The following is a 17,920-nucleotide window of genomic DNA, read 5'->3' as shown; positions in this document are numbered from 1 at the left end:
CGTATCACCTTTTCTTTGCAAGATATCATTAATGTATGCCGAGGGAACAAGAGAAGTGCCTATCCGAAATTGAAATGGATTGCAAGATGATCTGTCAGACTCAATCCATATACGAACCATAGCGTGTTATAAAATCTTACATGTTTATATAAAATTAAATAATTCTGGTTTATTCTTGATAGATTAATAAAAAAATTATAAAAACTTTTAACATTTGCAATTCCTTTTGTACCAATAATGAAAGCGTATACAATATAGTTTGATTAATCGAAATTGTCTAATAATTTTAAAAAATGCTGTTGACACTGCGTCCAAAGCGGCGTAATATGAGTTCAACAAAAGATAAACGCAAGCTTCACAAGCGAAAATCATCGCAGTATGATTCTAAAAAAATGAAAAACAAACGACCTTCTTGAACAGCTGGAAAGCCGTTCCGAAGGCTGAATATGAAAAGCGCAGATGAGGATAAGTAGCCTTGAAAAAGCTTTCCACAGAGAACCGGGTTAGCTGAGAACCGGCGAAGCTTTACAAGGTGAACTCGCCTCAGAGTGCCAGTCTGAAATGACAGTAGGACTTGGCCGGGTGAACTTGATTCACTCGTTACTAAAGCGGATAGAAATATCCATGAGACGGCCGATTAACAGGCCGTAAACAAGGGTGGTACCGCGGAAAGAAAAGCCTTTTCGCCCCTTTTAGCTATCGCAGTTACTGCGCGGCTGATTGTGGGCGGAAGGGCTTTTTTTATTGAATAATCAGCTATATAGCTAATGAAAAGATGATCTTTAAAGGATGAAAATCCAAAAGGAGGAACTAAAATGGGGACTAATGTACAGGTGGATTCAGCATCTGCCGAATGTACACAGACGATGAGCGGAGCATTAATGCTGATTGAATCATTAAAAAAAGAGAAAGTAGAAATGATCTTCGGTTATCCGGGCGGGGCTGTGCTTCCGATTTACGATAAGCTATACAATTCAGGGTTGGTACATATCCTTCCCCGTCACGAACAAGGAGCAATTCATGCAGCGGAGGGATACGCAAGGGTCTCCGGAAAACCGGGTGTCGTCATTGCCACGTCAGGGCCGGGAGCGACAAACCTTGTTACAGGCCTTGCTGATGCCATGATTGATTCATTGCCGTTAGTTGTCTTTACAGGGCAGGTAGCAACCTCTGTAATCGGGAGCGATGCATTTCAGGAAGCGGACATTTTAGGGATTACGATGCCAGTGACAAAACACAGCTACCAGGTTCGCCAGCCGGAAGATCTGCCGCGCATCATTAAAGAAGCGTTCCATATTGCAACAACTGGAAGACCCGGACCTGTATTGATTGATATTCCGAAAGATGTAGCAACGATTGAAGGAGAATTCAGCTACGATCATGAGATGAATCTCCCGGGATACCAGCCGACAACAGAGCCGAATTATTTGCAGATCCGCAAGCTTGTGGAAGCCGTGAGCAGTGCGAAAAAACCGGTGATCCTGGCGGGTGCGGGCGTACTGCACGGAAAAGCGTCAGAAGAATTAAAAAATTATGCTGAACAGCAGCAAATCCCTGTGGTACACACCCTTTTGGGGCTCGGAGGCTTCCCGGCTGACCATCCGCTTTTCCTGGGGATGGCGGGAATGCACGGTACTTATACAGCCAATATGGCCCTTCATGAATGTGATCTATTAATCAGTATCGGCGCCCGTTTTGATGACCGTGTCACAGGAAACCTGAAACACTTTGCCAGAAACGCAAAGATTGCTCACATCGATATTGATCCAGCTGAAATCGGAAAAATCATGAAAACACAGATTCCTGTAGTCGGAGACAGCAAAATTGTCCTGCAGGAGCTGATCAAACAAGACGGCAAACAAAGCGATTCAAGCGAATGGAAAAAACAGCTCGCCGAATGGAAAGAAGAGTATCCGCTCTGGTATGTAGATAATGAAGAAGAAGGTTTTAAACCTCAGAAATTGATTGAATATATTCATCAATTTACAAAAGGAGAGGCCATTGTCGCAACGGATGTAGGCCAGCATCAAATGTGGTCAGCGCAATTTTATCCGTTCCAAAAAGCAGATAAATGGGTCACGTCAGGCGGACTTGGAACGATGGGATTCGGTCTTCCGGCGGCGATCGGCGCACAGCTGGCCGAAAAAGATGCTACTGTTGTCGCGGTTGTCGGAGACGGCGGATTCCAAATGACGCTTCAAGAACTCGATGTTATTCGCGAATTAAATCTTCCGGTCAAGGTAGTGATTTTAAATAACGCTTGTCTCGGAATGGTCAGACAGTGGCAGGAAATTTTCTATGAAGAACGTTATTCAGAATCTAAATTCGCTTCTCAGCCTGACTTCGTCAAATTGTCCGAAGCATACGGCATTAAAGGCATCAGAATTTCATCAGAAGCGGAAGCAAAGGAAAAGCTGGAAGAGGCATTAACATCAAGAGAACCTGTTGTCATTGACGTGCGGGTTGCCAGCGAAGAAAAAGTATTCCCGATGGTGGCTCCGGGGAAAGGGCTGCATGAAATGGTGGGGGTGAAACCTTGAAAAGAATTATCACATTGACTGTGGTGAACCGCTCCGGGGTGTTAAACCGGATCACCGGTCTATTCACAAAAAGGCATTACAACATTGAAAGCATTACAGTTGGGCACACAGAAACAGCCGGCGTTTCCAGAATCACCTTCGTCGTTCACGTTGAAGGAGAAAATGATGTTGAACAGTTAACGAAACAGCTCAACAAACAGATTGATGTGCTGAAAGTCACGGACATCACAAATCAATCGATTGTCCAGAGGGAGCTGGCCTTAATCAAGGTTGTCTCCGCACCTTCAACGAGAACAGAGATTAATGGAATCATAGAACCGTTTAGAGCCTCTGTCGTTGATGTCAGCAGAGACAGCATCGTTGTTCAGGTGACGGGTGAATCTAACAAAATTGAAGCGCTTATTGAGTTATTAAAACCTTATGGCATTAAAGAAATCGCGAGAACAGGTACAACGGCTTTTGCGAGGGGAACCCAGCAAAAGGCGTCATCCAATAAAACAATATCTATTGTATAAAACATAACAAGGGAGAGATTAAAATGGTAAAAGTATATTATAACGGTGATATCAAAGAGAACGTATTGGCTGGAAAAACAGTAGCGGTTATCGGGTACGGTTCGCAAGGCCACGCACATGCCCTGAACCTTAAAGAAAGCGGAGTAGACGTGATCGTCGGTGTTAGACAAGGAAAATCTTTCACTCAAGCCCAAGAAGACGGACATAAAGTATTTTCAGTAAAAGAAGCGGCAGCCCAAGCCGAAATCATCATGGTTCTGCTTCCGGATGAGCAACAGCAAAAAGTATACGAAGCTGAAATCAAAGATGAATTGACAGCAGGAAAATCATTAGTATTTGCTCATGGATTTAACGTGCATTTCCATCAAATTGTTCCTCCGGCGGATGTAGATGTATTCTTAGTGGCCCCTAAAGGCCCGGGACACTTGGTAAGAAGAACATATGAGCAAGGAGCTGGCGTACCGGCATTGTTCGCAATCTATCAAGATGTGACTGGAGAAGCAAGAGACAAAGCCCTCGCTTATGCTAAAGGAATCGGCGGCGCAAGAGCGGGCGTATTAGAAACGACATTTAAAGAAGAAACAGAAACAGATTTGTTCGGTGAGCAAGCAGTTCTTTGCGGCGGATTAAGCGCGCTTGTCAAAGCCGGATTTGAAACATTAACTGAAGCAGGTTATCAGCCTGAACTTGCATACTTCGAGTGCCTTCATGAGCTGAAATTAATCGTAGACCTTATGTACGAAGAAGGACTTGCAGGAATGAGATATTCAATCTCTGACACAGCACAGTGGGGAGATTTCGTATCAGGTCCTCGCGTTGTGGACGCTAAAGTAAAAGAATCTATGAAAGAAGTATTAAAAGATATCCAAAACGGTACATTCGCAAAAGAGTGGATCGTCGAAAACCAAGTAAACCGTCCTCGTTTCAATGCTATCAATGCAAGCGAGAACGAACATCAAATCGAAGTAGTGGGAAGAAAGCTTCGTGAAATGATGCCGTTTGTGAAACAAGGCAAGAAGAAGGAAGCGGTGGTCTCCGTTGCGCAAAATTAATTTTTTCGATACGACGCTTCGTGATGGTGAACAGTCCCCTGGAGTGAACTTGAATACACAGGAGAAACTTGCCATAGCTAAGCAGCTCGAAAGACTCGGGGCAGATATCATTGAAGCGGGATTTCCCGCTTCGTCCCGAGGTGACTTTTTAGCTGTTCAGGAAATCGCAAGAACCATTAAAAATTGTTCAGTAACTGGTCTGGCCCGTTGTGTAAAAGGTGATATTGATGCTGCTTGGGAAGCGTTAAAAGAAGGTTCTCACCCGAGAATTCATGTTTTTATCGCCACATCGGACATTCATTTGAAGCACAAGCTGAAAATGACACGTGAGCAAGTCATTGAAAGAGCGGTTGAAATGGTGAAATACGCAAAAGAACGTTTTCCGATTGTGCAATGGTCAGCTGAAGATGCCTGCCGCACTGAACTGCCGTTTCTAGCAGAAATCGTCGAAAAAGTGATTGACGCAGGCGCCAGTGTTATCAATCTTCCGGACACTGTCGGCTACCTGGCCCCGGCGGAATACGGAAATATCTTTAAATATATGAAAGAAAACGTTCCGAACATTCACAAAGCAAAGCTTTCAGCCCACTGTCATGATGATTTGGGAATGGCAGTCGCAAACTCTCTTGCTGCGATTGAAAATGGCGCTGATCAAATCGAATGCGCTGTGAACGGGATCGGTGAAAGAGCCGGAAACGCGGCATTAGAGGAAATTGCTGTAGCCCTTCATACCAGAAAAGATTTCTACCAAGTCGAAACAGGTATTACACTGAACGAGATTAAGAGAACAAGTGATTTAGTAAGCAAACTGACAGGCATGGCTGTCCCGCGCAACAAAGCGGTTGTTGGAGATAATGCATTTGCTCATGAATCAGGCATCCATCAGGACGGCTTTTTAAAGGAAAAATCGACTTATGAAATTATTTCACCGGAGCTTGTCGGCGTAACCGCAGATGCGCTTGTCCTAGGTAAACATTCCGGACGCCACGCATTTAAAGACCGGCTGACTGCTTTAGGATTCCAATTTGACAGTGAAGAGATTAATAAATTCTTTACGATGTTCAAAGAGTTGACTGAGAAGAAAAAAGAAATCACTGATGAGGATCTTGTTTCTCTTATTTTAGAAGAAAAAGTAACAGATCGCAAGATTGGGTATGAATTTCTTTCTCTGCAAGTACATTACGGAACAAGTCAGGTCCCTACGGCTACTCTTTCGTTGAAAAATCAAGAAAACGCAGAGCTTATTCAGGAAGCTGCAACTGGAGCTGGAAGTGTGGAAGCAATCTACAATACGCTTGAGCGCTGCATCGATAAGGACGTGGAGCTCTTAGACTACCGCATTCAGTCTAACAGAAAAGGCGAAGATGCATTTGCCCAGGTGTATGTAAGAGTTTTGGTGAACGGAAAAGAATCAGCAGGTCGGGGCATAGCGCAAGACGTATTAGAAGCATCAGCGAAAGCCTATTTGAACGCAGTCAACCGTCAATTGGTTTTCCAGTCGAATATGAGCGGATTGAAAAACCACACAGCTGTCGGATCATAAAAGAAAGGAGAACGGTTAACTTGAAGAAACGTATTGCTCTATTGCCCGGAGACGGGATCGGCCCTGAAGTATTAGAATCAGCGACAGACGTACTGAAAAGTGTTGCCGAACGCTTTAACCATGAATTTGAATTTGAATATGGCCTGATTGGAGGGGCGGCTATTGATGAACATCATAACCCCCTCCCGGAGGAAACCGTTGCTGCTTGTAAAAATGCAGACGCGATATTGCTTGGCGCTGTCGGCGGACCGAAATGGGATCAAAATCCTTCGGAACTGAGACCGGAAAAAGGGCTGCTCAGCATCAGAAAACAGCTTGATTTGTTTGCGAATTTACGGCCTGTGAAGGTATTTGAAAGCCTTTCTGACGCTTCGCCTTTGAAAAAAGAATATATAGATAATGTTGATTTCGTTATCGTTCGTGAACTCACAGGCGGCTTGTATTTCGGCCAGCCGAGCAAACGCTATGTAAACACTGAAGGTGAGCAGGAAGCAGTAGATACACTGTTTTATAAGCGAACGGAAATTGAACGAGTGATCAGAGAGGGCTTCAAAATGGCGGCAGCCAGAAAAGGCAAAGTGACCTCTGTAGATAAAGCGAATGTTCTTGAATCAAGCCGGCTGTGGCGTGAAGTGGCTGAGGACGTTGCGAAAGAATTTCCTGATGTGAAGCTTGAGCACATGCTTGTGGATAACGCGGCCATGCAGCTAATCTATGCACCGAATCAATTTGATGTCGTTGTGACTGAAAATATGTTCGGTGATATTTTAAGCGATGAAGCGTCCATGCTTACAGGCTCGCTCGGAATGCTCCCGTCAGCCAGCCTATCAAGCTCTGGTCTTCATCTGTTTGAACCTGTTCATGGCTCCGCGCCTGATATTGCTGGTAAAGGGATGGCAAATCCGTTCGCAGCCATATTGTCAGCGGCAATGCTTTTGAGGACATCTTTCGGGCTTGAAGAGGAAGCGAAAGCTGTAGAAGATGCGGTAAACAAAGTCTTGGCTTCCGGAAAAAGAACAAGAGACTTGGCACGGGGTGAAGAGTTCAGCAGCACTCAGGCCATTACAGAGGAAGTTAAGGCAGCAATCATGAGTGAAAATACAATGTCTAATGTGTGACAGCTTACGTTAAGCGGTCTTAGCTCTAGGTAGAGGGAGGAAATAAAAGATGATGCCTCGAACAATCATCGAAAAGATTTGGGATCAGCATATTGTAAAACATGGTGAGGGAAAGCCGGATCTTCTCTATATTGATTTGCACCTCATTCATGAGGTGACGTCTCCTCAGGCATTTGAAGGCTTGAGACAAAAGGGAAGAAAGGTCAGAAGACCCCAAAATACATTTGCGACAATGGACCACAACATCCCGACTGTCAATCGTTTTGAGATAAAGGATGAAGTTGCGAAACGCCAGGTAACGGCGCTTGAAAGAAACTGTGAGGAATTTGGCGTGCGCCTTGCCGATCTTCACAGTGTGGATCAAGGGATTGTTCATGTCGTCGGCCCTGAACTGGGCTTAACGCTTCCAGGGAAAACGATTGTGTGCGGTGACAGTCATACATCAACACATGGCGCTTTCGGCGCTCTTGCATTTGGAATCGGGACGAGTGAAGTTGAACATGTCCTTTCCACACAGACACTTTGGCAGCAGCGTCCAAAAACACTTGAAGTGCGCGTAGATGGAACGCTGCAAAAAGGGGTAACGGCAAAGGATGTCATCCTTGCTGTCATCGGCAAATACGGTGTGAAATTCGGCACAGGCTACGTCATTGAATACACTGGGGAAGTATTCAGAAATATGACGATGGATGAACGAATGACTGTTTGTAACATGTCAATTGAAGCAGGAGCAAGAGCAGGTTTGATTGCACCTGACGAGGTGACGTTTGAATATTGCAAAAATCGCAAGTACACGCCAAAAGGCGAAGAATTTGACAAGGCCGTAGAGGAATGGAAGGCGCTGCGCACAGACCCGGGCGCTGTTTATGATAAATCTATCGTCCTTGACGGTAACAAAATTTCCCCTATGGTGACATGGGGCATTAACCCGGGAATGGTTCTTCCTGTCGATTCTGAAGTTCCTGCGCCGGAAAGCTTTTCTGCAGAAGATGATAAAAAAGAAGCGATTCGCGCTTATGAATATATGGGACTGACTCCTCATCAGAAAATCGAAGACATTAAAGTGGAGCACGTATTTATCGGTTCCTGCACGAATTCCCGCATGACTGACCTTCGCCAGGCTGCTGACATGATCAAGGGGAAGAAGGTAGCTGACAGCGTAAGGGCCATCGTCGTGCCCGGATCCCAAAGCGTGAAGCTTCAGGCTGAAAAAGAAGGGCTTGACCAGATTTTCTTGGAAGCTGGATTTGAATGGAGAGAGTCAGGCTGCAGCATGTGTTTGAGTATGAATAATGATGTTGTTCCTGAGGGAGAGCGCTGTGCATCAACCTCTAACCGCAACTTCGAGGGCAGACAAGGAAAAGGTGCAAGAACACATCTCGTCAGCCCGGCAATGGCTGCGATGGCTGCCATTCACGGACACTTCGTTGATGTCAGAAAGTTTTATCAGGAAAAAACAGTTGTGTAAGGAGTGCGCGAGATGGAACCTTTGAAATCACATACGGGGAAAGCAGCCGTATTAAATCGGATCAATGTGGATACAGACCAGATTATTCCTAAGCAATTTTTGAAGAGGATTGAAAGAACAGGCTACGGGCGTTTTGCATTCTTTGACTGGAGATATGATGCGAATGGTGAACCGAACCCTGAATTTGAATTAAACCAGCCTGTTTATCAAGGAGCTTCCATTTTAATAGCAGGAGAAAACTTCGGCTGCGGGTCATCGCGTGAACACGCTCCGTGGGCACTTGATGATTATGGGTTTAAAATTATCATTGCGCCGTCATTCGCTGATATTTTCCATCAGAACTGCTTTAAAAACGGCATGCTTCCGATCCGCATGCCATATGACAATTGGAAACAGCTTGTCGGCCAGTATGAAAACCAGTCATTGCAAATGACTGTTGACCTTGAAAATCAGCTGATTCATGACAGTGAAGGCAATCAAATTTCATTTGAAGTTGATCCGCATTGGAAAGAGATGCTGATCAACGGATATGATGAAATTTCATTAACGCTGCTGCTGGAAGATGAAATCAAGCAATTTGAATCACAAAGAAGCTCTTGGCTTCAAGCCTGAAAAAGCGGCCGGTATTTGTCCGGCGGCTTTTTTTGCCTGGTGAAACCTTTCATTTCTTGTGTTTGTTCACAGGTGTTGATACACTTGAACAAAATAAATGCCTGAAAGGAATATAGGTATGACGCATGACAAGAAAAACGCAAAAATTATTCCTTTTCCTCATCTGAAAGACCGCCTTGTGGAAAAAGGGATGTCATCACTCAAGGAAAAAAAGTATCAAGAAGCGCTTGAACTGTTTTCAGAAGCGATGAAATATGATGATACTGAATCCGATCTTCACTTAGGGATGGCCATCTGCTTTTTAGAGCTGGGCGAGCTGGAAGAGGCAGAAAGCGTGTGCGAGAAGATGCTCAAAGAAGGTTATGGCCATTATTTTACGGTTTTGCAGGTGTACATGACCATCTTAATTCAGCTCAAAAAGTACGAAGAAGTCAAAAGCACCATTGAAGCCGTTTTGGAAGAAAATCAGCTGCCGGCAGAAAGCGCCGAGCAATTTTATAAGCTGCTGGATTTCAGCCGGAAAATGACCGATCCGGATCGTGAGGACGAGGCTTGGGCCGAAGAATATGAGGATACAATTGACACCGAGAAAGTGCTGGCAAGCCCTGAGGAGCAAATGAATCTCATTCATTCCTTAAAAGACCGTAACGTAGCAAAGTATACAGGATTGCTCAAAACAATCCTCCAAGACCCCTCAGCCCATCCGATTATCAAAACGATGATTGTCATGCTGTTGGCTGAGCATGAGTACAGTAAACCTGTACACATTAGCAAATTTGGCGAGTCGTTGACAATTGAACCGTCTGAGATTGTTCCGCCTGATGCCGCCCCGATTCTGCACCGTGTTCTCAGGGTGCTGGATGAGACACTTGGAAATGAAAATCCAACCTTATATGCGGCAGTAGAAGAATTGTGGAGAAGACATTTGTACGTTTTATATCCGTTCCAGCCGAAATTGCTGTCGGCTGACCTTTGGGCGGCTGCCCTTCATAAAGTCGGTTACGAGATGCACGGGATTGAAATTGAAAGCGAAGAACTTCATATGATGTATGAATTTACCGACAGAGAACTCGATGAAGCTTGCACAATGTTAAAAGATATTGAAGAAATTTCTTATTTGTAAATCGCGCCATATAGTTGAAAGCGCTATGTGTTATGTTATAATATAGTGGTTGTATTTGTGTATAACGGGTTATAAGAAATACGGTTGGACAGGCTTTGCAGTTCATTATTAACATCTATACATAATGATTCTGATCTTTGGCAGCTTTGTTTTTGTTGGACGAAGCCGAATGATTGCTTTAGAATGGAAGACCGACACAACCTGAATAGATTTTTGGAGGGAAACACATGTCTGTAAAATGGGAAAAACAAGAAGGCAACGAAGGCGTTTTAACGGTTGAAGTTGATGCTGAAACGTTTAAAACAGCACTTGATGATGCATTTAAAAAAGTAGTAAAACAAGTTTCAATTCCTGGATTCCGTAAAGGTAAAATTCCTCGCGGATTATTCGAACAGCGCTTTGGCGTAGAAGCTCTTTACCAAGATGCTTTGGATATTCTTCTTCCTGTAGAATACCCTAAAGCGGTTGAAGAAGCTGGAATCGAGCCTGTAGACCGTCCTGAAATCGATGTTGAAAAGATCGAAAAAGGCGAAAGCTTAATCTTCACTGCGAAAGTAACAGTAAAACCTGAAGTGAAGCTTGGCGAATACAAAGGTCTGGGCATTGAAAAAGACGACACAACTGTAACTGACGAAGATGTTCAAAACGAACTAAAAGCCCTTCAAGAGCGTCAAGCTGAACTTGTTGTAAAAGAAGAAGGCGCTGTTGAAGAAGGAAACACAGTTGTTCTTGATTTCGAAGGATTCGTTGACGGCGAAGCTTTCGAAGGCGGAAAAGCTGAAAACTACTCTCTTGAAGTAGGATCTGGCTCATTCATCCCTGGCTTCGAAGATCAGTTAGTTGGTCTTGAAGCAGGCGCTGAAAAGGATGTTGAAGTGACATTCCCAGAAGAATACCACGCTGAAGAGCTTGCAGGCAAACCAGCTGTGTTTAAAGTGAAAATTCACGAAATCAAAGCGAAAGAGCTTCCTGAGCTTGACGATGAATTCGCAAAAGATATCGATGAAGAAGTGGAAACACTTGCTGAATTAACTGAAAAAACAAAGAAACGTCTAGAAGAAGCAAAAGAAAACGAAGCTGACGCTAAATTGCGTGAAGAGCTTGTTCTGAAAGCTTCTGAAAATGCTGAAATCGATGTTCCGCAAGCAATGGTCGACACTGAGCTTGACCGCATGCTGAAAGAATTCGAACAGCGTCTGCAAATGCAAGGCATGAACCTTGAGCTTTACACTCAATTCTCAGGCCAAGATGAAGCTGCGCTTAAAGAGCAAATGAAAGAAGATGCTGAAAAACGCGTAAAATCTAACCTGACTCTTGAGGCGATTGCGAAAGCGGAAAACCTTGAAGTATCAGATGAGGAAGTTGAAGCTGAGCTTACTAAAATGGCTGAAGCATACAACATGCCTGTTGAAAATATTAAACAAGCCATCGGTTCTACTGACGCGATGAAAGAAGATTTAAAAGTTCGCAAAGCGATTGATTTTCTTGTAGAAAACCGTTAATATGGTGCATAATAATAGTACTAATAAAACAGGGCGCGAATCATTCGTGCCTTGTTTTGTACAATTATGAGTTATCTCTTTTTCTTGGGGCAATATAGTTAATGCAGGGCTGTTTTTTGTCATACATATAGAATGTGCAAGTCAGAAACACATTGTTACCGTCTTTTTGGAAAGTATGGTAAAATGCAATACATACTCGTTCGTTTCAAGAATCATTTTCTTTTGCTCTGCCGGTAAAAGAAAAAGTGAGACAAGATTAAGGGGTGAAAGAATGTTTAAATTTAACGAGGAAAAAGGACAATTAAAATGCTCGTTCTGTGGAAAAACACAAGATCAGGTTCGTAAGCTTGTAGCTGGACCTGGTGTATATATATGTGACGAATGTATCGAACTCTGCACTGAAATTGTAGAGGAAGAACTCGGAACAGAAGAAGAAGTAGAATTTAAAGACGTACCAAAGCCTCAGGAAATTCGCGAAATTTTGAATGAATATGTCATCGGCCAAGATCAAGCGAAGAAATCACTTGCTGTTGCTGTGTATAACCACTATAAGCGCATTAACTCTAACAGCAAAGTTGATGATGTTGAGCTCTCAAAAAGTAATATTTCATTAATCGGCCCTACGGGAAGCGGTAAAACCCTTCTGGCGCAAACATTGGCTCGCATTTTAAATGTGCCGTTTGCGATTGCGGACGCTACATCTTTGACTGAAGCTGGATACGTGGGTGAAGATGTAGAGAATATTCTCTTGAAGCTCATCCAAGCTGCTGATTATGATGTGGAAAAAGCCGAAAAAGGCATTATCTATATTGATGAAATTGATAAAGTGGCTAGAAAATCTGAAAACCCGTCTATCACACGTGATGTGTCAGGTGAGGGTGTACAGCAGGCATTGCTTAAAATTCTTGAGGGTACAGTGGCAAGCGTGCCGCCTCAAGGTGGACGTAAGCATCCTCATCAAGAATTCATTCAAATTGACACAACAAATATTTTGTTCATTTGCGGCGGAGCTTTCGATGGTATCGAACAAATCATCAAACGCCGTTTAGGCCAAAAAGTGATTGGATTCGGTGCCGACAATAAAGCTGCTGATCTTGAGAAAGAAGATCTTCTTTCCAAAGTGCTTCCTGAAGATTTGCTCCGTTTCGGGTTAATTCCTGAATTTATCGGACGTCTTCCGGTTATTGCAAGCCTTGAAAAGCTTGACGAAGAAGCATTGGTTGCGATCTTAACAAAACCGAAAAACGCTCTAGTTAAGCAATTCAAGAAAATGCTTGAGCTTGACAACGTTGAGCTTGAGTTTGAAGAAGAAGCGCTTTCTGAAATTGCTAAAAAAGCAATTGAACGCAAGACTGGAGCACGCGGACTCCGTTCCATCATTGAAGGCATCATGCTTGATGTGATGTTTGAGCTGCCTTCTCGTGATGACATTGAAAAATGTGTAATCACCGGGGCAACTGTGACACACGGAGAGCCTCCTCGCCTCTTATTAAAAGACGGCACTGAGGTAAGCCAAGATAAAACATCTGCATAAAGATAAGCACAAACCTCCTGAGTGGTAACACTCAGGAGGTTTTTTTGCATGCAACTCTTCCGGAAAAACGTTTATTCCCGTCTTCTATGGGAGATACTAGCAATCAGAGGAATGAATTGGATACATAAATTGTTTTTCAGGAGGGACCACCATGAGTTGGACAGGGATCGCGTTATTTATTCAGCTGTTTTTTGGGATCATCATCGGTTTGTATTTTTGGAATTTGCTTAAAAATCAAAGGACACAAAAGGTCACGATAGATAAAGAATCAAAGAAGGAAATGGAGCAGCTTCGGAAAATGCGCGCTATCAGCTTGTCCGAGCCATTATCTGAGAAGGTCCGCCCCAAAAGCTTTAAAGATATCGTCGGACAGGAAGACGGCATTAAAGCATTAAAGGCGGCTTTATGCGGGCCAAATCCTCAGCATGTGATTGTCTATGGGCCACCGGGAGTTGGGAAAACGGCTGCTGCGCGGCTTGTGTTGGAAGAAGCAAAAAAACATAAACAATCACCGTTTAAAGAGCAGGCTGTCTTTGTGGAACTCGATGCGACAACAGCCCGTTTTGATGAAAGAGGAATTGCCGATCCACTCATCGGCTCTGTCCATGACCCGATATACCAAGGGGCCGGAGCGATGGGACAGGCTGGGATTCCGCAGCCGAAGCAGGGAGCTGTCACCCATGCCCATGGCGGTGTGCTGTTTATTGATGAAATAGGGGAGCTGCATCCTATTCAAATGAATAAAATGCTGAAGGTGCTTGAGGACAGAAAAGTCTTTTTAGATAGTGCGTATTACAGTGAGGAAAATACACAAATTCCGAATCATATTCATGATATTTTTCAAAATGGGCTGCCGGCTGATTTTCGCTTGATTGGCGCGACCACGAGAATGCCAAACGAAATTCCGCCAGCTATCCGGTCCCGCTGTTTGGAGGTTTTTTTCCGCGAGCTTGAAAAGGACGAGTTGAAAACGGTTGCCAAAACAGCAGCGGATAAAATTGAAAAAAATATCTCCGAAGAAGGATTGGATCTTTTGACCAGCTACACGCGGAACGGGCGGGAAGCCGTCAATATGATTCAAATCGCAGCGGGGATGGCTGTAACGGAGAATCGAAAGGACATTACGATTGAGGATATTGAATGGGTCATTCACTCCAGTCAGCTTACTCCAAAGCACGAGCAAAAAATCGGTGTTGAACCACAGGTTGGCATTGTAAATGGGCTTGCAGTCTATGGGCCTAACAGCGGATCGCTTCTGGAAATCGAAGTAAGTGTAACCGCGGCTCAAGATAAAGGATCAATTAACATCACAGGAATAGCTGAAGAAGAAAGCATCGGCAGCCAATCAAAATCGATCAGGCGAAAAAGCATGGCGAAGGGTTCGGTTGAAAATGTATTAACCGTGCTCCGGACAATGGGAATGAAGCCTTCTGATTATGATATTCACATCAATTTCCCAGGAGGGATTCCGATTGATGGGCCGTCAGCAGGCATTGCGATGGCGGCGGGGATTTTCTCGGCGATACACAAAATTCCTATTGACAATACCGTTGCGATGACGGGCGAAATCAGCCTGAACGGTCTTGTGAAACCCATCGGAGGCGTCATTCCGAAAATAAAAGCGGCCAAGCAGTCCGGTGCGAAAAAGGTGATTATCCCATATGAAAATCAGCAGGCCATCTTAAAGCAGATTGACGGGATCGAGATTATTGCAGTGAAGACGTTCCAAGAAGTGCTTGATGAAATTTTGGTGAATCCGCCAACGGAACAAAAACCGTTTCATATCGAAATCAATAAAGAATCCGTTTAAACCCTATTTTGATAATAGGGTTTTTTTCATGAAGGACATCTTTTCCTTTTTCATATCAGAAAGAAAGGGTATACTACGAGGAGACTGTTTTATAGAAAATGGAACCATGCCGTTTATTGTACAAGGATGAAAAAGTTGTATTATAATGGTTCATACTAAAGTCACGGAGGTGTCAGTCACATGGCAGAAGAATTAAAACGCAGCATCCCGCTCCTCCCTTTAAGAGGTTTATTAGTGTACCCGACGATGGTTTTGCATTTAGATGTAGGACGTGACAAGTCGGTTCAGGCTCTTGAACAGGCAATGATGCATGATCATATGATATTTTTAGCCACTCAGCAGGATATTTCGATAGACGAACCTGGTGAAGACGAGATTTTCACTGTCGGCACCTATACAAAAATTAAGCAAATGCTGAAGCTTCCGAACGGTACGATTCGTGTGTTGGTGGAGGGCCTCAAGCGCGCCCATATCGTCAAATACAATGAACACGAGGATTACACGTCGGTTGACATTCAACTTATTCATGAAGATGATTCAAAAGATACAGAAGACGAAGCATTGATGCGGACTTTGCTAGACCACTTTGATCAGTACATAAAAATTTCTAAAAAAATCTCGGCCGAAACGTACGCCGCGGTTACTGATATCGAAGAGCCGGGGAGAATGGCAGACATCGTTGCTTCTCATCTGCCCCTTAAACTAAAAGATAAGCAGGATATTTTAGAAACGGCTGATGTCAAAGACAGGCTGAACAAGGTCATTGATTTTATTAATAATGAAAAAGAAGTGCTGGAGATTGAGAAAAAAATCGGCCAGCGCGTCAAACGTTCGATGGAGCGTACGCAGAAGGAATACTACTTGCGTGAACAAATGAAGGCGATCCAAAAAGAGCTTGGCGATAAAGAAGGCAAAACTGGCGAAGTTCAGACGCTGACGGAAAAAATCGAAGAAGCAGGCATGCCTGATCATGTGAAGGAAACAGCGCTTAAAGAATTGAACAGATATGAAAAAATTCCGTCAAGTTCTGCGGAAAGCTCCGTGATCCGCAACTATATCGACTGGCTGGTTGCTCTTCCGTGGACGGATGAAACAGATGATAAGCTTGATTTGAAAGAAGCAGGACGTCTCTTGGACGAAGAGCACCACGGGCTTGAAAAAGTAAAAGAACGTATTTTAGAATATTTGGCTGTCCAGAAGCTGACCAAATCCCTGAAAGGCCCGATTCTCTGTTTGGCAGGACCTCCAGGTGTCGGAAAAACGTCTTTAGCCAAATCAATTGCAAAAAGCTTGGGACGCAAATTCGTCAGAATCTCACTCGGAGGAGTTCGGGACGAATCAGAGATACGCGGACACAGACGGACCTATGTCGGAGCAATGCCTGGACGTATTATTCAAGGGATGAAAAAAGCGGGCAAGCTGAATCCGGTCTTCTTATTAGACGAAATTGACAAAATGTCATCTGATTTTAGAGGAGACCCATCATCCGCTATGCTTGAAGTGCTTGATCCAGAGCAAAACAGCAGCTTCAGTGATCACTATATTGAAGAAACCTTTGATTTATCCAAAGTGCTGTTTATCGCAACGGCGAACAATTTGGCCACAATCCCGGGCCCGCTCAGAGACAGAATGGAAATTATTAATATCGCAGGCTACACAGAAATAGAAAAACTTGAAATCGTAAAGGATCACTTGCTTCCAAAGCAAATCAAAGAACACGGGCTGAAGAAAAGCAACCTGCAGCTGCGTGATCAGGCGATTCTTGATATTATCCGCTACTATACGAGAGAAGCTGGTGTGAGAAGCCTTGAACGCCAGCTTGCCGCGATTTGCCGTAAAGCTGCAAAAGCCATTGTTGCTGAAGAGCGAAAACGGATTACGGTTACTGAGAAGAACCTTCAAGACTTTATCGGAAAACGTATTTTCAGATATGGACAAGCTGAGACAGAGGATCAGGTTGGTGTAGTGACAGGGCTTGCTTATACAACCGTTGGCGGAGATACGCTGTCGATTGAAGTATCGCTTTCTCCGGGGAAAGGGAAATTGATCCTGACAGGAAAGCTCGGAGATGTTATGAGAGAGTCTGCTCAGGCTGCATTCAGCTATGTGCGATCCAAAACAGAAGAACTTGGCATTGAACCTGACTTTCATGAGAAGTATGATATTCATATACATGTACCAGAGGGTGCGGTGCCAAAAGATGGTCCGTCAGCCGGTATTACGATGGCAACAGCGCTTGTTTCTGCTTTAACGGGACGGGCGGTTTCGCGTGAAGTCGGCATGACTGGGGAAATCACGCTTCGCGGGCGCGTGCTGCCGATCGGCGGCTTAAAGGAAAAAGCGCTTGGCGCACATAGAGCGGGATTAACGACCATTATTGCGCCTAAAGATAATGAAAAAGATATAGAGGATATTCCGGAAAGCGTCAGAGAGGGGCTGACATTTATATTGGCGTCCCACTTAGACGAGGTTTTGGAACATGCCTTAGTAGGAGAGAAGAAATGAAAGTCACAAAGTCAGAAATCGTGATCAGTGCAGTAAAACCGGAACAGTACCCTGAAGGGGGGCTTCCGGAAATCGCATTGGCCGGAAGATCGAACGTAGGAAAATCGTCTTTTATCAATTCATTAATCAATCGCAAAAATCTTGCGAGAACGTCATCAAAGCCGGGAAAAACACAAACGCTTAATTTCTACATTATCAATGATGAGTTGCATTTTGTGGATGTGCCGGGCTACGGTTTTGCCAAAGTGTCAAAGTCTGAGCGTGAAGCATGGGGCAGAATGATTGAAACCTATATCACGACACGCGAGGAATTAAAAGCTGTGGTGCAGATCGTTGATTTGCGGCATGCGCCATCTAATGATGATGTACAGATGTATGAATTCTTAAAGTATTACGGCATTCCTGTTATTGTTATCGCTACAAAGGCGGATAAGATCCCGAAAGGCAAATGGGACAAACACGCGAAGGTTGTCCGACAAACATTAAATATTGATCCGGAAGACGAGCTGATTCTCTTTTCCTCAGAAACGAAAAAGGGAAAAGACGAAGCTTGGGGAGCGATCAAAAAAATGATAAACCGGTAGAGAATCCTCTACCG

General features: G+C 44.1%; 13 protein-coding genes and 1 other annotated feature. All 13 genes read left to right on the top strand.

What is annotated here, in order from left to right:
- The first annotated feature begins 447 nt into the window (after positions 1–447).
- Positions 448–694 (top strand) — a binding site (T-box leader).
- A 121-nt stretch (positions 695–815) separates the two neighbouring features.
- The 13 genes from ilvB to yihA all read left to right on the top strand — a co-directional run bounded on the left by ilvB (position 816) and on the right by yihA (position 17,906).
- A complete protein-coding gene (gene ilvB, locus NSQ12_RS14680; protein WP_029726372.1) occupies positions 816–2,540 on the top strand; it encodes an acetolactate synthase large subunit in 1,725 nt (574 codons plus the stop codon).
- Positions 2,537–3,055 carry an acetolactate synthase small subunit gene (ilvN, locus tag NSQ12_RS14675; RefSeq protein WP_004399096.1) on the top strand — a complete coding sequence of 173 codons (519 nt, stop codon included), beginning with the start codon at positions 2,537–2,539 and terminating at the stop codon, positions 3,053–3,055. The genes ilvB and ilvN overlap by 4 nt, the downstream gene beginning before the upstream one ends.
- A 23-nt stretch (positions 3,056–3,078) precedes the next feature.
- The gene (ilvC, locus tag NSQ12_RS14670) at positions 3,079–4,107 is read left to right on the top strand and encodes a ketol-acid reductoisomerase (RefSeq protein ID WP_003222549.1); all 1,029 of its coding nucleotides are present in this window, start codon (positions 3,079–3,081) and stop codon (positions 4,105–4,107) included.
- Positions 4,094–5,650, top strand: a complete 1,557-nt coding sequence (locus NSQ12_RS14665; protein WP_100506482.1) for a 2-isopropylmalate synthase — start codon at positions 4,094–4,096, stop codon at positions 5,648–5,650. The genes ilvC and NSQ12_RS14665 overlap by 14 nt, the downstream gene beginning before the upstream one ends.
- A 20-nt stretch (positions 5,651–5,670) precedes the next feature.
- Positions 5,671–6,768, top strand: coding sequence for a 3-isopropylmalate dehydrogenase (gene leuB / locus NSQ12_RS14660; RefSeq protein ID WP_015714468.1), 1,098 nt, complete (start codon positions 5,671–5,673; stop codon positions 6,766–6,768).
- A gap of 49 nt (positions 6,769–6,817) precedes the next feature.
- Entirely contained in the window at positions 6,818–8,236 is a 1,419-nt protein-coding gene (gene leuC / locus NSQ12_RS14655; RefSeq protein WP_003229604.1) for a 3-isopropylmalate dehydratase large subunit, read from the top strand.
- A gap of 12 nt (positions 8,237–8,248) precedes the next feature.
- Complete coding sequence (gene leuD, locus NSQ12_RS14650; RefSeq protein ID WP_003229606.1) at positions 8,249–8,848, top strand: 3-isopropylmalate dehydratase small subunit; 600 nt, start codon at positions 8,249–8,251, stop codon at positions 8,846–8,848.
- Positions 8,849–8,966: 118 nt separating this feature from the next.
- Positions 8,967–9,971 (top strand): DNA damage checkpoint antagonist DdcA, encoded by a 1,005-nt coding sequence (ddcA, locus tag NSQ12_RS14645; protein ID WP_003229609.1) that lies wholly within the window; start codon positions 8,967–8,969, stop codon positions 9,969–9,971.
- Between the two features lie 227 nt (positions 9,972–10,198).
- On the top strand, positions 10,199–11,473 hold the full coding sequence (tig, locus tag NSQ12_RS14640) for a trigger factor (protein ID WP_339175001.1): 1,275 nt from the start codon (positions 10,199–10,201) through the stop codon (positions 11,471–11,473).
- Positions 11,474–11,744: 271 nt separating this feature from the next.
- Positions 11,745–13,007 carry an ATP-dependent protease ATP-binding subunit ClpX gene (gene clpX, locus NSQ12_RS14635; RefSeq protein WP_003229613.1) on the top strand — a complete coding sequence of 421 codons (1,263 nt, stop codon included), beginning with the start codon at positions 11,745–11,747 and terminating at the stop codon, positions 13,005–13,007.
- Between the two features lie 151 nt (positions 13,008–13,158).
- The gene (lonB, locus tag NSQ12_RS14630; protein ID WP_004398923.1) at positions 13,159–14,817 is read left to right on the top strand and encodes an ATP-dependent protease LonB; all 1,659 of its coding nucleotides are present in this window, start codon (positions 13,159–13,161) and stop codon (positions 14,815–14,817) included.
- A gap of 180 nt (positions 14,818–14,997) precedes the next feature.
- Positions 14,998–17,322: an endopeptidase La gene (lon, locus tag NSQ12_RS14625; RefSeq protein WP_003229618.1), complete on the top strand. Its 2,325-nt coding sequence runs from the start codon at positions 14,998–15,000 to the stop codon at positions 17,320–17,322.
- Entirely contained in the window at positions 17,319–17,906 is a 588-nt protein-coding gene (gene yihA / locus NSQ12_RS14620; RefSeq protein ID WP_003229621.1) for a ribosome biogenesis GTP-binding protein YihA/YsxC, read from the top strand. Before lon ends, yihA begins: the two co-directional genes overlap by 4 nt.
- Positions 17,907–17,920: the final 14 nt, after the last annotated feature.

This window comes from Bacillus sp. PS95 (assembly GCF_037963565.1).
Lineage (GTDB): Bacteria > Bacillota > Bacilli > Bacillales > Bacillaceae > Bacillus > Bacillus subtilis.
The sequence above is the reverse complement of the archived record's forward strand: the minus strand, read 5'-3'. Positions and strand labels throughout refer to the sequence as shown.

What these genes read in the sequence shown, in the direction of transcription:
- ilvB (WP_029726372.1), top strand. Translation starts at nt 816, where the DNA reads ATGGGGACTAATGTACAGGTGGATTCAGCATCTGCCGAATGTACACAG.
- ilvC (WP_003222549.1), top strand. Translation starts at nt 3,079, where the DNA reads ATGGTAAAAGTATATTATAACGGTGATATCAAAGAGAACGTATTGGCT.
- leuC (WP_003229604.1), top strand. Translation starts at nt 6,818, where the DNA reads ATGATGCCTCGAACAATCATCGAAAAGATTTGGGATCAGCATATTGTA.
- leuD (WP_003229606.1), top strand. Translation starts at nt 8,249, where the DNA reads ATGGAACCTTTGAAATCACATACGGGGAAAGCAGCCGTATTAAATCGG.
- ddcA (WP_003229609.1), top strand. Translation starts at nt 8,967, where the DNA reads ATGACGCATGACAAGAAAAACGCAAAAATTATTCCTTTTCCTCATCTG.
- tig (WP_339175001.1), top strand. Translation starts at nt 10,199, where the DNA reads ATGTCTGTAAAATGGGAAAAACAAGAAGGCAACGAAGGCGTTTTAACG.
- clpX (WP_003229613.1), top strand. Translation starts at nt 11,745, where the DNA reads ATGTTTAAATTTAACGAGGAAAAAGGACAATTAAAATGCTCGTTCTGT.
- lonB (WP_004398923.1), top strand. Translation starts at nt 13,159, where the DNA reads ATGAGTTGGACAGGGATCGCGTTATTTATTCAGCTGTTTTTTGGGATC.
- lon (WP_003229618.1), top strand. Translation starts at nt 14,998, where the DNA reads ATGGCAGAAGAATTAAAACGCAGCATCCCGCTCCTCCCTTTAAGAGGT.
- yihA (WP_003229621.1), top strand. Translation starts at nt 17,319, where the DNA reads ATGAAAGTCACAAAGTCAGAAATCGTGATCAGTGCAGTAAAACCGGAA.